Below are 19829 nucleotides of genomic sequence, written 5' to 3' on the forward strand. Positions count from 1 at the left end.
AGGTCCTGCCCTCCGCTACGACGCGGGGGAGAAGACCACATCCACGAAGTAGTTCGTGGCGTTGCTGGTCAGGTTGGGCACAGCGGTGCCCGTTCCCAGCCTGTAAAGACCATTCCGGGTCGCGGCGGCGGTGAGGTAGCCCACTGTCCTGGCCTGGCTGAAATAGTTGGTGGTGAAGGAGTACCGGCCACGGGGTGCGTTGTAGGAGACGACGTAGTCCGTGTTGGCGGCCAGAAGGATCGGGGTGCCTAACGTCACCGTCTGCCAGCCGGACAGTGTTTCATTGGTGAATGCCACCCGCACCAGGCGGGCGCCGGCGGCGGTCCAGAGCGACCCATAGTGGGTTCCCGTGTTCAGTGCACCCTTGTGGAACCGGATGGCCGTCACCAGCCCGGTGCGTGTGGTCCGGAACGAAACGCCAAGTTCAATGGCCCGCGTCTCGCTGGAGATGGAGGATGCCGGGTTGACAGTGGCAAACATGGATTGGTTTGCCGGGTTGGCCGTGGTGAATTGCCAACTGGTGGGCGGCAACGCCGCACCGTCGGTGGAGATCACATTGACGGCGCGGACAGTCACCTGGGTGTTGGCAGCCAGCAGGCTGGCGGGGGAGAACGTGATCGTTTTGCTGTCTGCGGAAATCGCCGACGTGCCCGCCACGCTGGTCCCCGCCGTGGTTGCCTGCAAAGCCGATCCAGCCCGCAGCGCCGCTGAAACTGTCAGGCTCGGTTTGGCATCGCGGGGGACGTTCACCGCACCCGGCGCCGGTGTTTGGGCGCCCACCGTCAGCGCCTGCGGTGCAGGCGGAGCGGCCGGAGGTGCTGCCTGGAAGACGACGTCGACGAGGTAGTTGGCGTTGGATCCGTTGCCGGGGAATCCGAGGGAGTAGGTGAAAGCCCCTGCGCCGGGGGCAGTTTGGAGTGGCCCGCTGGTGAGGGCTGTGCTGTTTCCGCCGGTGGTGGCGGAGTAGGTGCCGTTAGGAGTGGTGTAGGCGGCTGTGTATTCGGTGTTGGCGGTGATGGGGACGGATTGGCTGAAGGTGGCGGTTTGCCAGCCGGCGGTGGTTTCGTTGGTGAAGATGATGGTGGCGAGTTCCTGGCCGCCGGCGGTGTAGAGCTTTCCGGTGTGGGTGCCGGTGTTGCTGGCGGCCTTGTAGAAGCGGACCCCGGTGATGGTCCCGGCGGTGGTGCTGCTGAAGCGGACGCCGAGCGTCAGCGCCGTGACATCGTCGATGTCTCTGGTAGCGGGGGTGAGGGTGTCCTGATAGAGGGTGCAGGGGCAGGTACCTTCGGTGCGTGGTTCGGGGACGGTGGTGAAGGTCCAGGTGTTGCCTGCCGAGAGTTGCTGTCCTGTGGTGGAGGTTGCGGTGAGGGTGGCGGTGAAGGTGGTGGCTGGGGCCAGGGCAGCGGTGGGGGTGAAGGTTGCCTTGTTGGTGGCGGGGTCGTAGGCGGTGATGCCGGCGACGGATGTGGTGCCGGGTCCGGTGAGGGTTATTTTGACGGTTGAGGCGGTGGCGGGTTTGGACAGGACGGTGGAGACGGTGCTGTCCAGTGCCACGCTGGAGGATCCGGCCAGGGGCTGTTGCCCGCCGGCGGTGAACGGCGGGTCGGGGAACTCCGCCACCACGTCCACCAGGTAACTCGCCGAGGACCCGTTGCCGGGGAACCCTGCACCGTTGGTGAAGGCTCCTGCGCCGTCTGTGGTGCGGAGTGGCCCGCTGGTGAGGGCGGTGCCGTGTCCACCGGGTGTTGCGGAGTAGGTGCCGGGGGTGGTGTAGGCGGCGACGTATTCGGTGTTGGCGTTAATGGGGACGGGTTGGTTGAAGGTGGCGGTTTGCCAGCCGGCGGTGGTTTCGTTGGTGAAGGTGATGGTGGCCAGCTGCTGGCCGGAAGCGGTGAAGAGGGTGCCGGTGTGGGTGCCGGTGTTGCTGGCGGCTTTGTAGAAGCGGACCCCGGTGATGGTCCCGGCGGTGGTGCTGCTGAAGCGGACGCCGAGGGTGAGGGGGACGCCGTCGTTGATTTCGTAAATGCCGGGGGTGACGGTGTCCTGGAAGAGGGTGCAGGGGCAGGTTCCTGCGATGCGTGGTTCGGGGACGGTGGTGAAGGTCCAGGTGCTGCCTGCCGAGAGTTGCTGTCCTGTGGTGGAGGTTGCGGTGAGGGTGGCGGTGAAGGTGGTGGCTGGGGCCAGGGCAGCGGTGGGGGTGAAGGTTGCCTTGTTGGTGGCGGGGTCGTAGGCGGTGGTGCCGGCGACGGATGTGGTGCCGGGTCCGGTGAGGGTTATTTTGACGGTTGAGGCGGTGGCGGGTTTGGACAGGACGGTGGAGACGGTGCTGTCCAGTGCCACGCTGGAGGATCCGGCCAGGGGCTGTTCCCCGCCGGCAGTGAGGGGAAGATCCGCTGCCTGGAAGACGACGTCGAGGAGGTAGCTGGCGTTGGATCCGTTGCCGGGGAATCCGAGGGAGTAGGTGAAGGCTCCTGCGCCGTCTGTGGTGCGGAGTGGCCCGCTGGTGAGGGCGGTGCCGTGTCCGCCGGAGGTTGCGGAGTAGGTGCCGGGGGTGGTGTAGGCGGCGACGTATTCGGTGTTGGCGTTAATGGGGACGGGTTGGTTGAAGGTGGCGGTTTGCCAGCCGGCGGTGGTTTCGTTGGTGAAGGTGATGGTGGCCAGCTGCTGGCCGGAAGCGGTGAAGAGGGTGCCGGTGTGGGTGCCGGTGTTGCTGGCGGCTTTGTAGAAGCGGACCCCGGTGATGGTCCCGGCGGTGGTGCTGCTGAAGCGGACGCCGAGGGTGAGGGGGACGCCGTCGTTGATTTCGTAGATGCCGGGGGTGACGGTGTCCTGGAAGAGGGTGCAGGGGCAGGCTCCTGCGATGCGTGGTTCGGGGACGGTGGTGAAGGTCCAGATGCTGCCTGCCGAGAGTTGCTGTCCTGTGGTGGAGGTTGCGGTGAGGGTGGCGGTGAAGGTGGTGGCTGGGGCCAGGGCAGCGGTGGGGGTGAAGGTTGCCTTGTTGGTGGCGGGGTCGTAGGCGGTGGTGCCGGCGACGTATGTGGTGCCGGGTCCGGTGAGGGTTATTTTGACGGTTGAGGCGGTGGCGGGTTTGGACAGGACGGTGGAGACGGTGCTGTCCAGTGCCACGCTGGAGGATCCGGCCAGGGGCTGTTGCCCGCCGGCGGTGAACGGCGGGTCGGGGAACTGCGCCACCACGTCCACCAGGTAACTCGCCGAGGAATGCGATCCTGGGAAGTCGCCGGAGTATGAGTAGGCACCGGCGTCCGAGTAAGTCCGCAGGTTTCCTACGCTCAAGCCGTTGCCGAACCCGTTGCCGGTTGCCGAGTAGGCACCCGTAAGCGACTTGTAGGCGACAACGTATTCCGCGTTGGCGTTGATGGACACCGGCTGGTCAAAGAATGCTGTTTGCCATCCGGAGGTGCTCTCGTTGGCGAAGGTGACGGAGGCGAGCTGCTGGCCACCGCCTGTGAAAAGGTAACCGGTGTGGGTGCCCGTGTTACCGGCGGACTTGTAGAACTTCACGCCGGTTACAGTTCCGCTGGTGGTGCCGGAGAAGCGGATCCCGAGGGTCAATGGAACGCCGTCCATGACCTCTTCGATGGCCGGGACCACGGACTCGTCATAGAAGCTGCAGGGGCAGGAACCTGGCGGTGGCGGGGAAACTACTGTGGTGAAGAACCAGGACCCACCCGAGCTGAGGGTGACCCCACTGGAAGTGGTGCCCGTGAGCGTCGCGGTGAAGGTGGTGGCAAGGGCCAGCGGAGCAGCCGGGGTGAAGGTGGCCTTCCGGGAGACAGGATCGTAGGCCGAGGCCCCGGCAACCGGCGCGCCATTTGCATCCTTCAGGGTCAGGCTGACCGTGGACGCCGTGACGGGCTTGGAGAAGATTGCCCCGACGGTGGAGCCCTGCGGAACACTGGACGATCCCGGGAGGGGCCACTGCCCGCCCGCGGAGAGTGGCGTGTTGTCGGTCAGTTCGAACAACGCATCGACGAAGTAGTTTCCGCTGTTGTAGCTGCTGGTGGGATGGGAGCCGGCCACACCGTAGACACCGGCCGGCGGGCTGCCGAAGCCCCCCGCCACGGTCAACGGGGGCTCGACGGAGCCGAAGCTGACCCACTGGTAGTTGGTGCTCGCGTAGTGGCCGTTCGGGGCTGTGTAGGAAACCGTGTAGGTGCTGCCTGCAGAGACGGCGACGGCCTGGCCGAAGCTCACCTTCTGCCAGCCGGAAGCTGTCTCGGCCGTGAAGGCCGCCGTGGCCAGCCGCTGGCCGGCGGAATTCCAGAGTGAACCGTTGTGTGTTCCCGTGTTGGCTGAACTCTTGTAGAACCGGACGCCGCTGATGAAACCATCCACGGTGGGGGTGATCTTCAATCCGAGCTCATACGCGCCGCCATCCTGGGCGTCGGGTATCGCTGGTATCTGCTGGCCAAATACGGAGTAGGGGCCGGTGAGCTGGGCGGTCCGGGTGGCAACGGCACCGATATTCGCGCTGTCGTCCACGGCGCGCACCTTCAGGGCAGCAGTGCCCAGACCTTTTTGGATGTAGGTGTATGTCCAGTTCTGCTTTCCTTGGGCTGGGTGCCAGGACGTGCCGCCGTCAGTTGAAACTTCGACGCCGGCCACAATGCCCCCCACGTCCGTGGCAGTCCCCGAGGCGGTGACGCTGGTCCCGTGCACCAGACCGGCGTTGTCCGCCGGTGCGGTGATTGCCACTGTGGGGCCGGTCGTGTCTGTGCTGCGCGCAGCGGCCGCCAGCGCGGTGTCCCTGGTGCCCGGCTGGGCACCCATGTCAGCCAGCAGGTTGATTTGGGCCTGCTGGATCCTGGGGTCAGCCGGCGCCCCGGGGCCGTCGTGTTCCTGATCCAGCCCCCAGGTCCATTGCACGGTTCCGGCACCGAAAACCAGTGCCCCACTGGCCGCCTTGTACAGGGTGAGGTTGTGGGTGGTGGTGCCAGCGGAAACAGTGTTTCCGTAGTCGCGGAGATACTCCGGTGTGGTTCCGGTCGAGGTGGACAGCCGGATCAGGCCCGCTGGCCGGAAACCGTTGTCCAGGTCTTCATCGGACTCATACCCCACAGTGTGTTCAGCCAGTGCGGCTGTGGAACCGGCAGCCAGGCTGGCCAGCGATGTGTTGCGCCAAAGCCGGGATTTTCCCTCCGCAGAGCTGACACGAATCGGCATGTCCGTGTAGTTGGACATGTACATGGTGCCGGTCAGCGCGTTTTCAGGCAGGCCGCCGCCGTTGGCTTGGGAGGCATACCGCGGATCCCGCCATGTACCGGTCCAGCCTGGACTGGGATCGATCTTGCCGTTGGCCCAGGTCTCCTTATACGAAGTGATGGTCCGGTGCGCGGCCCCGTCCACCGGGGAGGGTTCAAACCGCACGCGCCAATACATTTCGTTCCCTGAGAGGAACTGCAGGTTGACGCCCGCGTTCCGTGCCGCCTCGACGTTGCTGCGCTGTGGCCCGGACCAGTACTCGTCGTGGCCAACGGAGAGGAAAACCTTGTGGTTCAGCAGCAACGCGCCGCTGCGGTCGGTGTCCAGACCGCTGATATAGCTGACGTCGTAACCGTTCTTCTCGAGGAAGCGGACCAAGGGGTACTCATTGCTGAAAAAGAAGTCGCGTCCGTCGGTGCCGTTGCGGGTATTGATAGGCCGGTTGTAGCTGATTTTGTAGGCGCGGCCATTGGCGGCACCTTCGTAAAAGTCGGAGCCACCATAGCTGTTGTAGGCCTGCCAGGTGGTGTCGGATGTTTGAAAGACGACGTCCGAGTGGCTGCTGTCGTTGCGGACCACGAAGGTGATGTGGCTGCTGTCGCCTGTGTCGGGGCGGGTGAGCAGGGCAAAGTACACGCCGGACACTGCGGTGGCCGGAACCTGCCATGTGGCCGAAACGGCCCAGGTCCCGCAATCGTAAAGTTCTGTGGCCGCGTCCCGCAGGCACTGCGGCTGGGTCTGGCGCGGGGCCGACGGTGTCACGTCGGCAATTTTCCGGGCGCCCAGGCCCTGGTACCAGCCTGTCCGGTAGATGGCGATGGTGTAGCTGGGCGCAGCAGTGTCGACTTTGAACCGCACTGGCTGGCCCGCATTGACGCTCATTTCCGTGGCGTACCCCTGAATGGATTCGTCACCGGCTCCGTCGATGTCCCAGACGTTGGGGTCAGCACCGGGCTTGGAGTTCTCGCAGGCGACGGCGTTGATCAGCGGTGCGCACGGGTCCGCGGCAGCTGCCGACGCCAGGAATCCCGCCGGAAGTCCCACCGGCAGCAGCGCGGCGAGGAGCGCGACGGCTAGTGGACCTACTATCCGCTGGAAGGCTGTGAGAGGCCGCTGGGCGGGGGATGCTGGCATGGGAACTCCTGATTTGAAGACGCGCAATGCGTTGGCGGCCGACATGGATGTGGCCCGAACCTTCACCGCCCACCCCAGAGGCGGCCAAACCAAGATATTCAGTTAATCCGGCTGATCTTTGAAACGCCCATCCGCGCAGTCTGCACCTGCGAAGGATCCAGCCATGAGTGGAACCGGTCCGAGGACCCGGGTGAGACCACTTGGCCAAGCGGTTTCTAGCAACCTGTGATCGTGAGCCTATGCCCGCCGAAAAAGCCGGGCAAGGCAGTTTGCGGATGTGGGCCGCGATCCCGCAAAAGTGTGTGGAAGTCCGCAGGTCCACCCACTGTCGGTGGAAGCAAGTAGATTTAAGGCCGGTAAGCGACAGCACCACCAGCCAGGAGACCAGAAACACCTTGCACCTCAAAAGCCTGACCGTCCGGGGGTTCAAGTCTTTCGCGTCCGCCACCACCTTCGACTTTGAACCGGGCGTCACCGCCGTGGTGGGTCCGAACGGGTCCGGCAAATCCAATGTGGTGGACGCCCTTGCCTGGGTGATGGGGGAGCAGGGGGCCAAAACACTCCGCGGCGGGAAGATGGAAGACGTCATCTTTGCGGGCACCTCCGGCCGGCCGCCGCTGGGCCGTGCCCACGTATCGCTGACCATCGACAACGCAGACGGCGCCTTGCCCATTGAATACAGCGAAGTCACCATTTCGAGGACACTCTTCCGGACCGGCGGATCCGAGTACGCCATCAACGGTGCCGGCTGCCGGCTGCTGGACATCCAGGAACTGCTCTCCGATTCGGGCCTGGGCCGGGAAATGCACGTCATCGTGGGGCAGGGGCAACTCGACAGGGTCCTGCACGCCACCCCCGAGGACCGGCGGGGCTTCATTGAGGAAGCCGCCGGCATCCTGAAGCACCGCCGCCGCAAGGAACGGACGGTGCGCAAGCTTGAGGCCATGCAGGCCAACCTGCAGCGGCTCTCGGACCTCACCGGCGAGATCCGCCGCCAGCTGACGCCCCTGGGAAAGCAGGCGGAAGTGGCCCGCCGGGCACAACGGGTCCAGTTCGACGTCCGGGACGCCCGGGCCCGGCTTTTGGCTGACGACCTCGTGTCACTGCAGCGGGCCCTTGACCGGGAGGTCGCCGATGAGGCTGCGCTGAAAACCCGGCGCGCCGCCGTTGGGCAGGCGCTTGAACAAGGCCGCCGTGAGCAGGCCGTTATGGAACAGTTGGCAGCTGAGGCCACGCCGCAGCTGAACGCCGCCCGGGATACCTGGTACCGGCTGTCCGCAGCCAGGGAACGGCTCCGCTCACTCGGGTCACTTGCGCAGGAACGCAGCCGCCTGCTCGGGTCGGATGAGGCCCCGCCAACCGGCCGCGACCCCGAACATCTGGAGCAGCAGGCCGCCCGGGTCCAGGCCGAAGCCGCGGGCCTGGGCGTTACCGTCCAGGGCCTGCGCACCACCTTGGCCGCCGCCACCGCGCAAAAAGCCGAAGCGGAGCAGGCAGCGCTCACCGAGGATAAACGTCTTGCGGCCGAACTCCGCGCGGCCGCAGACCGGCGCGAAGGCCTGGCCCGGCTCGCCGGTCAGGTTGCCGCAGCCCGTTCGCGGGTGGAGTCCGCCCAGGCCGAACTGGGCCGGCTGCGGGAGTCCCTGTCCGCCGGCTCAGGCCGCCGCGCCAAGGCCCAGGCCGAATTCACTGCCCTGGAAAACCAGGTGGCGGGCGTCGAAGAGGGAGAGGAATCCCTGGACGCCGATTACGAGGAGGCGTCGGCCGCTCTTGACGGCGTGACGGAAGACATCGCCGGCCTCAAACTGGAGGTCAATGAAGGGATCCGCCGCCGCGACGCACTGGCCGCCAGGCTGGATGCCCTCAGGCTTGGCCTGGAACGCAAGGACGGCGCCCGCCATGCAGTACAGGCCGGAGTGGCCGGCGTACTGGGCACCCTCGCCGGCGAACTCACGGTGCAGGCAGGCTTCGAGACAGCCATTGCCGCTGCGCTGGGGGACGCCTCTGAGGCTGTCCTGGTCCAGGACCCGGGGGCCGCAGCTGCTGTCCTGGAACTGCTGAAGTCGGACGACGCCGGGCGGGCGGCGCTGCTGCTGGGCTCTGCCGGGGTATCGGGCACCGCGCCCCAGCGGGACGTGGACCTGCCGCCTGGCGCCCAATGGGCTTCCGGCCTGGTGGCCGGTGCCGGTGGACACCTCCCGGCGGTGCGGCACCTGCTCGCCGGGACCGCCGTCGTCAACGACATCACGGAAGCGGCTGCCCTGGTGGCACGGAGCCCGGAGACAGTTGCCGTGACGTTGGCCGGCGATGTTTTTACGGCCGTCTCCGCGACCGGCGGTTCGGCGAAGGCGCCGTCACTGCTCGAAGTCCAGGCCGCAGTGGCCGACGCCGAAACCCAACTTGCCGGGGTAAGCGCGGGGCTGGAGCGGAGCAGGTTTGCCCTGGCCGGCGCCGAGGGCCGCCAGTCCGAAGCCAAACAGCGGGCAGATGCGGCCCTGGACAAGCTGCACGACTCCGACGCCCGCCTGGCTGCCGTGGCCGAACGGCTTGGCCACCTGAATTCGGTGCTGCGCAGCGCCGTGGGAGAGGATGAACGCCTCCAGGCGTCCCTGCTGCGGGCGGAAGCCAACGTGGTGGCGGAGGAGGAAGCGCTGGCGGGGATCGCCGCGAGGCTGGCAGCAGCGCAGGAGGTCCCCGCCGACGAGGAACCGTCCACTGACCAGCGGGACCGGCTGGCGCTTGCTGCCACAGCGGCCCGTGCCGCAGAGGTGGAAGCCAGGCTCTCGCTGCGCAGTTCCGAAGAACAGCTCACCGCTACCCGCAACCGGGCCGTGTCCCTCGAACGGGCGGCCGCCACTGAGCGCCGGGCAAGGGAGGAAGCGGCGGAGCGTGCCCGTCGCCGGCGCCTGCAGGCACGGCGTGCGTCGGCGGTTTCGGCAGCGGTTGAGGTGGCCAACCGGTTCGTGGACATTTCCGTGGACCTGGCGGCGCACGGACGGGACCTTGCCGAACAGAACCGCGAACGGCGGGACCAGGGGCTGGTGGAAATCCGGGCCGCCAACGATGCCCTGGCCCGGGAGCACGCCGACCTTACCGATACCGCGCACCGGGACGAATTGGCCCGGACCCAGCAGCGCGCCCGGATTGAAGCCCTGGAAACCAGGTCCATCGACGAACTGGGCATCACCCCGGAGGCGCTGGTGGCAGAGTTCGGGCCGGAGCTCCCCGTTCCCGTTGCGGCGGGGGAGAGCCAGGACAAGTGGGCGGCCCTGCGCACTGAAGTTGACCAGGACGGGGCCGCTGTTGTCGAAGGAATACCCTACGTGCGGGAGGAACAGCAGAAACGGCTCCGCAAGGCCGAGCGGGACCTGGCCAGCCTGGGTAAGGTCAACCCGCTGGCCCTTGAGGAGTTCGCGGCACTGGAGGAACGGCACCAGTTCCTCGCCAGCCAGCTGGAGGACCTCAAAGCCAGCCGGAAGGACCTGCTGGACATCATCAAGGAAGTTGACGACAGGGTCCAGCGCGTTTTCACGGAGGCGTTCGAGGACACCCAGGCCCAGTTCGTCCGCGTGTTCGACAGACTTTTCCCCGGCGGTGAAGGCCGGCTGGTCCTGACCGACCCCACCGACATGCTCACCACCGGCATCGAGGTTGAAGCGCGGCCGGCCGGTAAAAAAATCAAGCGGCTCTCGCTGCTGTCGGGCGGCGAACGTTCACTCACCGCCGTCGCGCTCCTGGTAGCCATCTTCAAGGCCAGGCCTTCCCCCTTCTATGTTATGGACGAGGTGGAAGCCGCCCTTGACGACACAAACCTGGGCCGGCTGATCACCATTTTCGAGGAGCTCCGCGAGTCCAGCCAACTGATCGTGATCACGCACCAGAAGCGGACCATGGAAGTGGCCGATGCCCTTTACGGGGTGACGATGCGCGGCGACGGCGTCTCCACCGTCATCAGCCAACGGATGGGCGCCGACACCTGACGTATGGCGGGGCAGGTCACCGTGCCCGGACAGCCCCGGGCAGCCCCGGGCAGCCGGTGCAATTATGAGAAGCTAGGGGATGTGAATGACATCCTTCCTATTGTTTTGTCCATTGTTGCTGCCCTGGCGGTTATCGGCGGGCTGATCCCGGTTTTCCTCAAGACCCGAAGGAACATCACCCAGTATCCGGGGCAACGCGACGCCAACGACCCTGAGGTGCGGCCGGGGGGCAGCACCCTGGAGGAGGACCGGCCCGCCGGCGCAGAACCTGCGGCCCCTTCCGCAGTTGACATGGCAGGCCTGGACACCACCGTCCCGGACGACGCCGCCGGCCTGGAAACCATCCGCGTGGAGACTCCACTGCCGGTGGCCGGCCGCCTGACGCGGCTGCGCGAACGCTTGGTCCGCTCCAACAACATCATGGGCAAGGGCCTGCTGGCCCTGCTCTCCAGCGATAAAATCGACGAAAACGTCTGGGACGAGGTCGAGGAAACGCTGCTTCTGGCGGACCTGGGCACCGAACCGACAATGCAACTGGTTGACGCACTCCGCGAGCGGGTGAAGGTGTTGGGCACCCGCACCCCGGAGGACGTTAAAGCGCTGCTCCGTGAAGAGCTCATCAAGCTGGTTGACCCCACCATGGACAGGACCCTGAACGTCCAGCGGCACGCGGACAAGCCCGCCGTTGTGATGGTGGTGGGCGTCAACGGCGTCGGCAAGACCACCACGGTGGGCAAGCTTGCCCGGGTTCTGGTCGCCGAGGACAAGGACGTGCTGCTGGGTGCGGCGGATACTTTCCGCGCGGCCGCAGCTGAACAGCTTGCCACGTGGGGCTCCCGGGTTGGCGTACCGACGGTAAAGTCCGACGTCGACGGTGCAGACCCGGCCTCTGTTGCCTACGAGGCGGTGAAGGCCGGCATCGACCAGGAAGTCGACGTGGTGATGATCGACACCGCGGGCCGGCTGCAGAACAAAGTGGGCCTCATGGACGAGCTCAGCAAGGTCAAGCGCGTGGTGGAGAAACTGGCTGAAGTGGACGAGGTGCTCCTGGTCCTGGACGCCACCACCGGCCAGAACGGCTTGAACCAGGCCCGCGTCTTCGCCGAAGTTGTGAACATCACCGGCATTGTCCTGACCAAACTGGACGGCACCGCCAAGGGCGGCATCGTCGTCGCCATCCAGCGGGCCCTGGGCGTTCCGGTGAAGCTGATCGGCCTGGGTGAAGGTGCCGATGACCTGGCGCCCTTCGAAACCGAAAGCTTTGTGGACGCACTGCTCAACTGACGGGCCGGCCAGCCGGCGCGTCCGGTTCAAGCCCCGGCACCCCGCACCACAACAAAGCCCTGCTTCCGGTTCCGGAAGCAGGGCTTTGTTGTGGTGCCCCCGGGAGGGCCGGCTCGATCTCAGTAGGTGAAGTTCAGCACCGTGGCGGTGCCGGCCGTCAGCTGGAACGTCTGGGTTTTCTCGCCGTAGGCAAAGCCGGGCACGGTGGGCCGCGAGGCCACAGGCACCGAAGCCTCAAGCGCGCCGTCAATCTTGGTTTCGCCTTCGGCGGAGTAGGACGGTCCGGTCATCTGGGTCATGGTTCCGGTCAGCGCCTTGCCCGGCAGTTCCAGCTTTACGCTGGTCTGCGCAGCCTGCGTCGGATCATTCTCGTTGACGATGACCACGCTGGTGCTGCCGTCAGCGTTCTGTAGGGCGTACCCGTAGGCCAGGCCGCCGCCGGTGGTTTCCAGCTTCAGGAACTCACCGCCAGTCAGGTCCGCCGCGACGGACATGCCGAAGAACGGGGACCGCTCAAACACGGTGCCATCCGGCTTCAGGTAGGCGCCGCCGGAGCAGAGCGGCGACAAGGGGGGCCCGCCCTTGCAGGTCAAAAGGGAGCTGTGGAAGCCGAGCCGCTGGATGCCGTTCTGGGCGGACGCGAGGATGTAGTCAACGCTCCAGAGCGCGGACGCATGCGTCCGGCTGGTGGGGTTGGCGCCATCGCAGGCCGAGATTCCGGTTTCCGGGATCCACACCGGCAGGCCTGCCGGACCGGCAATCTCCAGCGCCGCCTTCTGGTAGGCGAGCGTGCGGTCATGCATCTGGCGCGTCATGAGGTTCGCCATGGTCGGCGCACTTTGCGGGTCCTTCGCATCACAACTGGTCAGCGGGTAGTGATGCAGCGACAGGATCTTCTTCTGCTGCGTGGTCGTTTTTACGAACGGTTCCCACCAGGACTCGGCGTAAGCGCCCGGTCCCAGCAACGGAACCTGGGGTGCCACGGCAAAAATGGCGTCGGCGTATTCCTTCAGCTCAGCCAAATAGTCGTCGCGGTCCCATCCTGACGGCCGCACGCCGCTGGTGGGGAAACCGTTCGGTTCGTTCCCTACGGTGACGCTGACCAGCCGGGCTTTGAAGATATCTGCGGCGTACTTCATCATGTCCGCTGCCCGGGGTGGGTCGAAGTGGCCCAGGTCCACAGTCAGGCTGATGGTTGCATCGGTCGCCTCGAGGAGCGTGTTGACGCGTTCGAAATCCGCCGGAGTAACAGCCCGGACCGGGCGGGGCTTGTCACCGGTCAGGTTCCCCGGGATGGGCTCGCCCGTGGACGTCCAGTACATCCGCCTGTCCACGGAACTGCCGCCAAAGCGGAGATGGGGTTTTTTGAGGCCGGAAAGGAGCGCCACCATTTCGGCGTTGTCGCCGCGCAAATTAGTGTCCGCCAGGTCGGTGGCTTCCAGCGAAAGGCCCACGATGCCCTCCGGCATGGACGTTCCGGTTTTGTCGGCAGAGACCTTCAGGGTCATGGCGTCAACGGCGGTCAGCGGCGAACCGGCCGGCGGACCGGCCTGGTTGTAATACGTGACAGGCGGCGCGGGCGGCAACGACTTCGTCGCTGTGGCTGTGGCTGTGGCCGTCGGTTCGCTGGTGGGCTGCGAGGTGGCTGCCGGGGTACCGCCGCCATTCTGGAGGAGCGGCAGGACGAAGATGATCAGGGCGATCACCACAACGGCGGCGACCAGTGCCAGCGGCCACCATTTCCGGGAGCCGGGCCTGGTGTCCCGGCGGGCCGGGCCGGGCGGATGTTCGGGTGGCAAGGGATCAGAAGAAGGCATGCGCAGGTTACTCCAACGTTTGGGTGTGTTACCGCATAGCCTAGCGAATGACGCTTCCCCTGCTGCTATTGGGCAGGCCCGGCTGGACGCCGGACGAGGGTTTCCGGGGTGGCGGTCCAGGCCGCCGCGGCCAGGAGCAGGATGCCGCCGGTGATGCCGAACGCCCATCCGTACCCCAGTTTGTCCGCCAGGATGCCTGCCAGGACAGGACCGGCGATCGCGCCGATGTCCGCCGTCATCTGGTAGGCGGCCAGGACCCTGCCGCCGGAGCGGCCGTTGCCGATCACGTCCGCCAGCGCTGCCTGTTGGGCCGGTCCCAGCAGGCCGGAGCCGATCCCCGCCACCGCCGACGCCGCCAGGAACCAGCCCAACCCGGACGTGAGCCCGATTCCAGCGGTCGAAAGCCCGGCCACCAGCAAGCCGGCGACCATCATGGGCCTGCGCCCCAGGGAGTCTGCCAGCCGGCCGGAAAACGTCAGCGCAGCGGCGTTTCCGGCAGCGAAGACGGCCAGCGCCAGACCCGCCGATTCCGGCCCGGCCCCCAGCGCGGCCACTGCAAACAAGGGAACTGTTGCCATGCGGACGCCGAAGGTAGCCCAGCCGTTGGCGAAACTGGACAGCAGCGCCGATCGGTAGGCGGGGATCCGGAGGCCCTCGGAGAAGAGCATCGCAGGGATGGCGGGGCCGCCGTCGTCCGCTGACCTCCGTTGATGGCTGAGCTGGGTCTGGACCACAACGGCGGCCAGCACCAAAGCGGCGGCGTAGGCAAGGAACGGGACCCGCAACCCGAAGCCGGCCAGCAGCCCGCCCACGATGGGTCCTGCCACGTTGCCAATGAGGAACGCCGAGGCGTAGGCCCCGGAGACGCGTCCCCGGCTCTCGGGCGGCGCCAACCGGATCACCAGGGCCATGGAGGCTACCGTAAACATCACCGACCCCACGCCGCCCAAGCCACGGAACACCAGCAACTGCCAGTAGTCCTGGGCGAAGGCGCAGGCCGCGGTGGAGGCCGCCACGATGAGCAGCCCGCCCACGTACACGGGACGCTCACCCAGCCGGGCGATCAGCACCCCGCCGGCAGGCGCAAACACCAGGCGCATAAACGCGAAGATGCTCACAATGACGGCCGCCGCTGTTGCCCCCACGTCGAAGGTTGTGGCGAACTGCGGCAATACCGGCGCAACAAGCCCGAATCCGAGGGCAATCAGGAACGCGGCGGCAAGCATCACCTTGATGTCCCGCGGCAGGCGCTCGCGTGGCGGCCGGAGCCGGGCCAAAATCCGTGCAGTGGCGCCGCCGGTGCGCGGTGTTGCGGTCATGATGCGTGATTCCTTGCCGGGTGGGACGCCGGGATCCGGCGAAAGTGCAGAAACATAACCGTAACAAGGCGGATATGCACCATTTACTTCCTAGAGGTTGTTGTAACAGGCCCGCAATCTAAATCCTCCGCGAGCGAAACACGGCGCCGACACACTCGTTACAGGACGCAAACGGCGTTGGCAGGCGGAGAACTCCGCAAGATTCGAGTGAGAGAGGACGTGCACCATGGAACTTACCGCAGGTCACGTATGGGTCATGGTGTCTGCAGCGCTAGTGCTGCTGATGACACCGGGCTTGGCATTCTTCTACGGCGGCATGACACGCGCCAAAGCAGCACTGAACATGATGATGATGAGCTTCATCTCCATCGGCATGGTGGGCGTTGTCTGGATTCTCTGGGGCTACTCCATGTCCTCCGGCGATGGCTTCCTCCAGATGGTGGGCAACCCCTTCGCCAAGTTCGGATTGGAAGGCATTGACACCCCTGACGGCCTCATCGCCGTTGGCTTCGGCGCCACCTTCGCCATCATCACCGTCGCGCTCATCAGCGGTGCGATCGCCGACCGCGCCAAGTTCGGCGCCTGGACCGTGTTCGTCCCCGTCTGGGTCACCCTGGTGTACTGCCCCCTGGCCTACATGGTGTGGGGCGGTGGCCTCTTCAGCACGGAGGGTGCCGTTGGTGCAGCGCTCGGGGAAGCCATCGACTTCGCCGGCGGCACCGTGGTGCACATCAACGCCGGCGTCGCGGCACTGATCCTCGTCTTCATCGTGGGCAACCGCAAGGGGTTCGGTAAGGACCCCAACCACCGCCCGCACAACATCCCGTTTGTGATGCTCGGCGCGGCCATCCTGTGGTTCGGCTGGTTCGGCTTCAACGGCGGCGCGGCCACCACCGCAGAGCAGGGCGGCCTCATCTGGATCAACACGCTGGCAGCACCCGCAGCGGCAATGCTCGGCTGGCTCGTCACCGAACGCATCCGCGACGGCCACCCTACGTCCCTCGGTGCCGCATCAGGCGTCGTCGCAGGCCTCGTGGCCATCACCCCGGCCTGCGCCAACGTCAGCCCCGTGGCCGCCCTGGGCCTCGGCGTGGTGGCCGGTGTGGCCTCCGCCCTGGCGGTCGGCCTGAAGTTCAGGTGGGGCTTCGATGACTCGCTCGACGTCGTCGGTGTGCACCTCGTCTCCGGCATCATCGGCACCGTGGCACTGGGCTTCATCGCCCTCCCCGAAGAAGGCGTGGGCGGCGGCCTCTTCTACGGCGGCGGCATGACCCAGATGTGGGCCCAGCTCGCAGCAGCCGGCATCGCCATCGCCTACTCAGCGGTGATGACCACCATCATCGCCCTGGCAATCCACAAGACCATGGGCTTCCGGGTCTCGCAGGAACAGGAATCGGTGGGTGTGGACCTCAGCCTGCACGCCGAGACCGCCTACGAGTTCGGTGTTGGCGGACACGGCGGCAGCTTCTCCCCGCTCCACGACATGATCACCGGCAAGTCCCAGCCCGAAGCGGCTGGCAGGAATGAAGCAGCAACAGGCAAGGAAAGCGTGGGGGCATGAAACTGATCACTGCAATCGTCAGGCCGGAAAAGCTCGAAGCAATCCGGGAGGGACTGGAATCCTACGGGGTCCAGGGCCTGACGGTCAGCGCAGCCAGCGGTTACGGCCGGCAGCGTGGCTATACGGAGGTTTACCGCGGCGCTGAGTACAACGTGGATCTCCTGCCCAAGATCCGGGTGGAGGTGCTGGCCACCGATGAGCAGGCGGATGACATCCTCGACGTGATCATCGCCAGTTCCAACACCGGCCGGGCCGGAGACGGCAAGGTCTGGACCATGGACGTCTTTGAGGCAGTCCGGGTCCGCACCGGGGAGCGCGGCGTGGCCGCGATCTAGCACTGGCAGCGAAGCAATAAGGAAGGGCAGGGAACCGGTCAGGTTCCCTGCCCTTCCTGCGTTGCCGGGGTGAACGGCCCCCGGGCCCGGCAGCGGCCTACCTGGCCCCGGCGGCTCCGGACCAGGACGCGGGGCCTTCCGATCCGGCGTCGTACTCATCCAGCGGCACCTCGCCGTCCTGCCACGCCTGCAGCACCGGTTCAACAATGCGCCAGCAGTCCTCCGCGGTGTCGCCGCGGACGGACAGCAGCGGATCCCCGGTAAGCACACCTTCCAGGACTTCGCCGTAGGGGAGCAGGTCGGCGCCGCTCAGTTCGGCCTCCAAGGTGGTCCGCGTCAACGTGAAGAGGTCCCCTGGCCCATCCACGTCGACGTCGAACTGCAGCGTGTCCGGCCCGAACCCGATCCGGAGTTGGTTGGGGGAGTCAACACCGCTGAAGCCCTTGGGCAGGTGCGGGACGGGCCGGAACGTCACCACCGCCTCCTTGCGTTTGGCGCCCAGCGCCTTCCCTGACCGCAGGATGAAGGGCACACCCTTCCAGCGCCAGTTATCGATGCCGACCTGGACTTCGGCAAGGGTTTCGGTCCCGCGGGAGGCATCCACGCCTTCTTCGGCGGCATAGTCCGGGACGTCCTTCCCGCCAACCGTGCCGGCGGTGTACCGCGCCCGGCGGGTGGACCGGTTGAATGGTCCGTTGACGCTGCTGGCGCGCAGCACCCCGGCGATGGCGTCGCGGAGGTCCCGCTCGTGGATGCTGGCAGGCGGCTCGATGGCCATCAGCGCCATGATCTGCAGGAGGTGGCTCTGGATCATGTCCCGCAGCGCTCCGGCGCCGTCGTAATAGCGGGCGCGGCCTTCCAGGGCCAGGTCCTCGTCGAAGATGATCTCCACCTTCTCGATGTGCTCCCGGTTCCATACCGGCTCCAGGAAATTGTTGGCGAACCGCAGGCCCAGAATGTTCAGCACCGTGGCTTTGCCCAGGAAATGGTCCACCCGGTGGATGTGGTCCTCCGGCACCAGCCGGGCCAGGGTCCGGTTCAGCTCCCGGGCAGACTCGGCACCGGCCCCGAAGGGCTTTTCCATCACCAGCCGGGTGCCGGCGGGAACCTCCTCCGGCCGGAGGACCCCGCACGCCAGCTGGCTGATCTTCGGCGGCAGGGCGAAGTACACCGCGACCGGGCCATCGAGTGTCCGCAGCAGCGAGGCCAGCCCGTCTTCCGCCGTGACATCCAGCTGGTGGTAGCTGCTGGCGGCGGCCAGGGACTTCAGGGCCGCCGCGCCGTCGGCGCCGGCCTCTGCACCTTCAGCGGCGAACGACGCCTGCAGCCGCTCCTGCCACTGCGCGGCTGTCCACGGATCGGAGCCTGCACCCACCAGGGTCAGGCCATCGGCGCGGCCGCGCACCACCAGGCTGGCCAGGCCCGGCAGCAGGAGCCGCCCGGTCAGGTCGCCGGAGGCGCCAAGGATGAGCAGGGTCCGTACAGTTGTTTGGCTCGTCATTTTGCCAGCATGCCATCATGCGGGCCCGACTTGGTACCCTAGATAGTCGAGTCCCGATCATCCACTGAAAGAAGTTCACGGCGCGTGTTCAATTCACTCTCTGACCGGTTGACAGCAACCTTCAAGAATCTTCGTGGCAAGGGCCGCCTGACTGAGGCTGATGTTGATGCCACAGTCCGCGAGATCCGCCGCGCCCTCCTGGATGCCGACGTCGCTGTATCCGTGGTCCGTGAATTCACCGGCCGGGTACGCGAACGCGCCCTGGGCGCCGAGGTCGCAGCCGCGCTGAACCCCAGCCAGCAGATCGTCAAGATCGTGAACGAGGAACTGGTGGAGATCCTCGGCGGCGAAACCCGCCGGATCCGCCTGGCCAAAAACGGCCCAACCGTCATCATGCTGGCCGGCCTGCAGGGCGCCGGTAAGACCACCCTGGCCGGCAAGCTCTCCAAGTGGCTGAAGGCCCAGGGCCACAGCCCCATCCTGGTGGCCTGTGACCTGCAGCGGCCCAACGCCGTCACCCAGCTCCAGGTGGTGGGCAAGCGAGCCAACGTGCCGGTGTTCGCACCGCACCCGGGTGCCACCTACACCGAGCTCGACCACCCGGCAGGCGATCCTGTTGAGGTTGCCCGGGCCGGTGTCGAGGAAGCCCGCCAGAAGCTGCACGACGTGGTGATTGTGGACACCGCCGGCCGCTTGGGCGTGGATACGGACATGATGGAGCAGGCGCGCCAGATCCGCCGGGCCATCGTCCCCAATGAAGTCCTCTTTGTCATTGACTCCATGATCGGCCAGGATGCCGTGAACACGGCGCTCGCCTTTGATGAAGGCGTCAACTTCACCGGCATTGTGCTGTCCAAGCTCGACGGCGACGCCCGCGGCGGTGCCGCCCTGTCCGTCGCGTCGGTCACCGGCAAGCCCGTGATGTTTGCGTCCACCGGCGAAGGCCTCGACGACTTCGAACTGTTCCACCCCGACCGGATGGCTTCGCGCATCCTGGACATGGGTGATGTGCTCACGCTCATCGAGCAGGCCGAAAAAAACTGGGACAAGGACGAAGCAGCCCGGATGGCGAAGAAATTCGCCGATCAGGAAGACTTCACCCTGGACGACTTCCTCGCCCAGATGCAGCAGATCCGCAACATGGGCTCCATGAAGAAAATGCTCATGATGATGCCGGGTGCGCAAAACATCCGCCAGCAGCTCGAGCAGTTCGACGAGCGCGAGATCGACCGCGTCGAAGCAATCGTCCGGTCCATGACGCCGCACGAGCGCGTGGCCCCCAAGATCATCAACGGCTCCCGCCGGGCCCGCATCGCCCGCGGTTCCGGTGTCCACGTTTCCGAGGTCAACGGCCTGCTGGAGCGTTTCGCCCAGGCGCAGAAGATGATGAAAAAAATGGCCCAGGGCGGCATGCCGGGAATGCCCGGGATGCCTGGCATGCCCGGCGCCGGTGGCGGTGCCCGCAAGAACGCCAAGAACGCGCCCAAGAAGAAAGCCAAGTCCGGCAACCCGGCCAAGGCGGCCCAGGAGCTCAAGGACGCGGCAGCCCGGCGCGCAGCAGGCCCCAAGGCGCTGCCCACCGGGGCTGCCTTCGGCCAGCAGCAGGGGGACTTCGATCCCTCGCAGCTCAACCTGCCCAAGGGCTTCGACAAGTTCCTCGGGAAGTAGCCCAACC

Annotated in this window: 9 protein-coding genes; 5 read left to right on the forward strand and 4 right to left on the reverse strand. The window is 66.4% G+C overall.

Annotated elements, in window-relative coordinates; translation table 11 throughout:
• Nucleotides 1–15 precede the first annotated feature (15 nt).
• On the reverse strand, nt 16–6357 hold the full coding sequence (locus QRN07_RS10400; protein WP_285240986.1) for a DUF4082 domain-containing protein: 6342 nt from the start codon (nt 6355–6357) through the stop codon (nt 16–18).
• Between the two features lie 395 nt (nt 6358–6752).
• Between QRN07_RS10400 and smc the strand changes: the two genes are divergently transcribed.
• Nucleotides 6753–10337 carry a chromosome segregation protein SMC gene (gene smc / locus QRN07_RS10405; RefSeq protein ID WP_197273629.1) on the forward strand — a complete coding sequence of 1195 codons (3585 nt, stop codon included), beginning with the start codon at nt 6753–6755 and terminating at the stop codon, nt 10335–10337.
• A gap of 81 nt (nt 10338–10418) precedes the next feature.
• On the forward strand, nt 10419–11621 hold the full coding sequence (gene ftsY / locus QRN07_RS10410; RefSeq protein WP_050687996.1) for a signal recognition particle-docking protein FtsY: 1203 nt from the start codon (nt 10419–10421) through the stop codon (nt 11619–11621).
• 119 nt (nt 11622–11740) lie between these two features.
• On the opposite strand, the gene QRN07_RS10415 is transcribed toward ftsY, so the two are convergent.
• A complete protein-coding gene (locus QRN07_RS10415; protein WP_157370966.1) occupies nt 11741–13438 on the reverse strand; it encodes a hypothetical protein in 1698 nt (565 codons plus the stop codon).
• Between the two features lie 65 nt (nt 13439–13503).
• Nucleotides 13504–14757: an MFS transporter gene (locus tag QRN07_RS10420; protein ID WP_050687075.1), complete on the reverse strand. Its 1254-nt coding sequence runs from the start codon at nt 14755–14757 to the stop codon at nt 13504–13506.
• A 226-nt stretch (nt 14758–14983) separates the two neighbouring features.
• Here QRN07_RS10420 and QRN07_RS10425 point away from each other — a divergent pair, with 226 nt between their 5' ends.
• Both QRN07_RS10425 and QRN07_RS10430 read left to right on the forward strand, forming a co-directional pair.
• Nucleotides 14984–16318 carry an ammonium transporter gene (locus QRN07_RS10425; RefSeq protein ID WP_050687076.1) on the forward strand — a complete coding sequence of 445 codons (1335 nt, stop codon included), beginning with the start codon at nt 14984–14986 and terminating at the stop codon, nt 16316–16318.
• Nucleotides 16315–16653: a P-II family nitrogen regulator gene (locus QRN07_RS10430; RefSeq protein ID WP_050687078.1), complete on the forward strand. Its 339-nt coding sequence runs from the start codon at nt 16315–16317 to the stop codon at nt 16651–16653. Before QRN07_RS10425 ends, QRN07_RS10430 begins: the two co-directional genes overlap by 4 nt.
• 97 nt (nt 16654–16750) lie before the next feature.
• Here QRN07_RS10430 and QRN07_RS10435 read toward each other — a convergent pair whose 3' ends face one another.
• Nucleotides 16751–18154: a glucose-6-phosphate dehydrogenase gene (locus QRN07_RS10435; protein ID WP_050687080.1), complete on the reverse strand. Its 1404-nt coding sequence runs from the start codon at nt 18152–18154 to the stop codon at nt 16751–16753.
• Nucleotides 18155–18238: 84 nt separating this feature from the next.
• On the opposite strand from QRN07_RS10435, the gene ffh reads away from it, so the two are divergent.
• On the forward strand, nt 18239–19822 hold the full coding sequence (gene ffh / locus QRN07_RS10440; protein ID WP_050687082.1) for a signal recognition particle protein: 1584 nt from the start codon (nt 18239–18241) through the stop codon (nt 19820–19822).
• Nucleotides 19823–19829: the final 7 nt, after the last annotated feature.

The organism is Pseudarthrobacter sp. MEB009 (assembly GCF_030208875.1).
Taxonomy (GTDB): domain Bacteria; phylum Actinomycetota; class Actinomycetes; order Actinomycetales; family Micrococcaceae; genus Arthrobacter.

Excerpts from the sequence above, each read along its gene's own strand:
- QRN07_RS10400 (WP_285240986.1), bottom strand. The coding sequence starts at position 6,357 with ATGCCAGCATCCCCCGCCCAGCGGCCTCTCACAGCCTTCCAGCGGATA.
- QRN07_RS10415 (WP_157370966.1), bottom strand. The coding sequence starts at position 13,438 with ATGCCTTCTTCTGATCCCTTGCCACCCGAACATCCGCCCGGCCCGGCC.
- QRN07_RS10420 (WP_050687075.1), bottom strand. The coding sequence starts at position 14,757 with ATGACCGCAACACCGCGCACCGGCGGCGCCACTGCACGGATTTTGGCC.
- QRN07_RS10425 (WP_050687076.1), top strand. The coding sequence starts at position 14,984 with ATGGAACTTACCGCAGGTCACGTATGGGTCATGGTGTCTGCAGCGCTA.
- QRN07_RS10430 (WP_050687078.1), top strand. The coding sequence starts at position 16,315 with ATGAAACTGATCACTGCAATCGTCAGGCCGGAAAAGCTCGAAGCAATC.
- QRN07_RS10435 (WP_050687080.1), bottom strand. The coding sequence starts at position 18,154 with ATGACGAGCCAAACAACTGTACGGACCCTGCTCATCCTTGGCGCCTCC.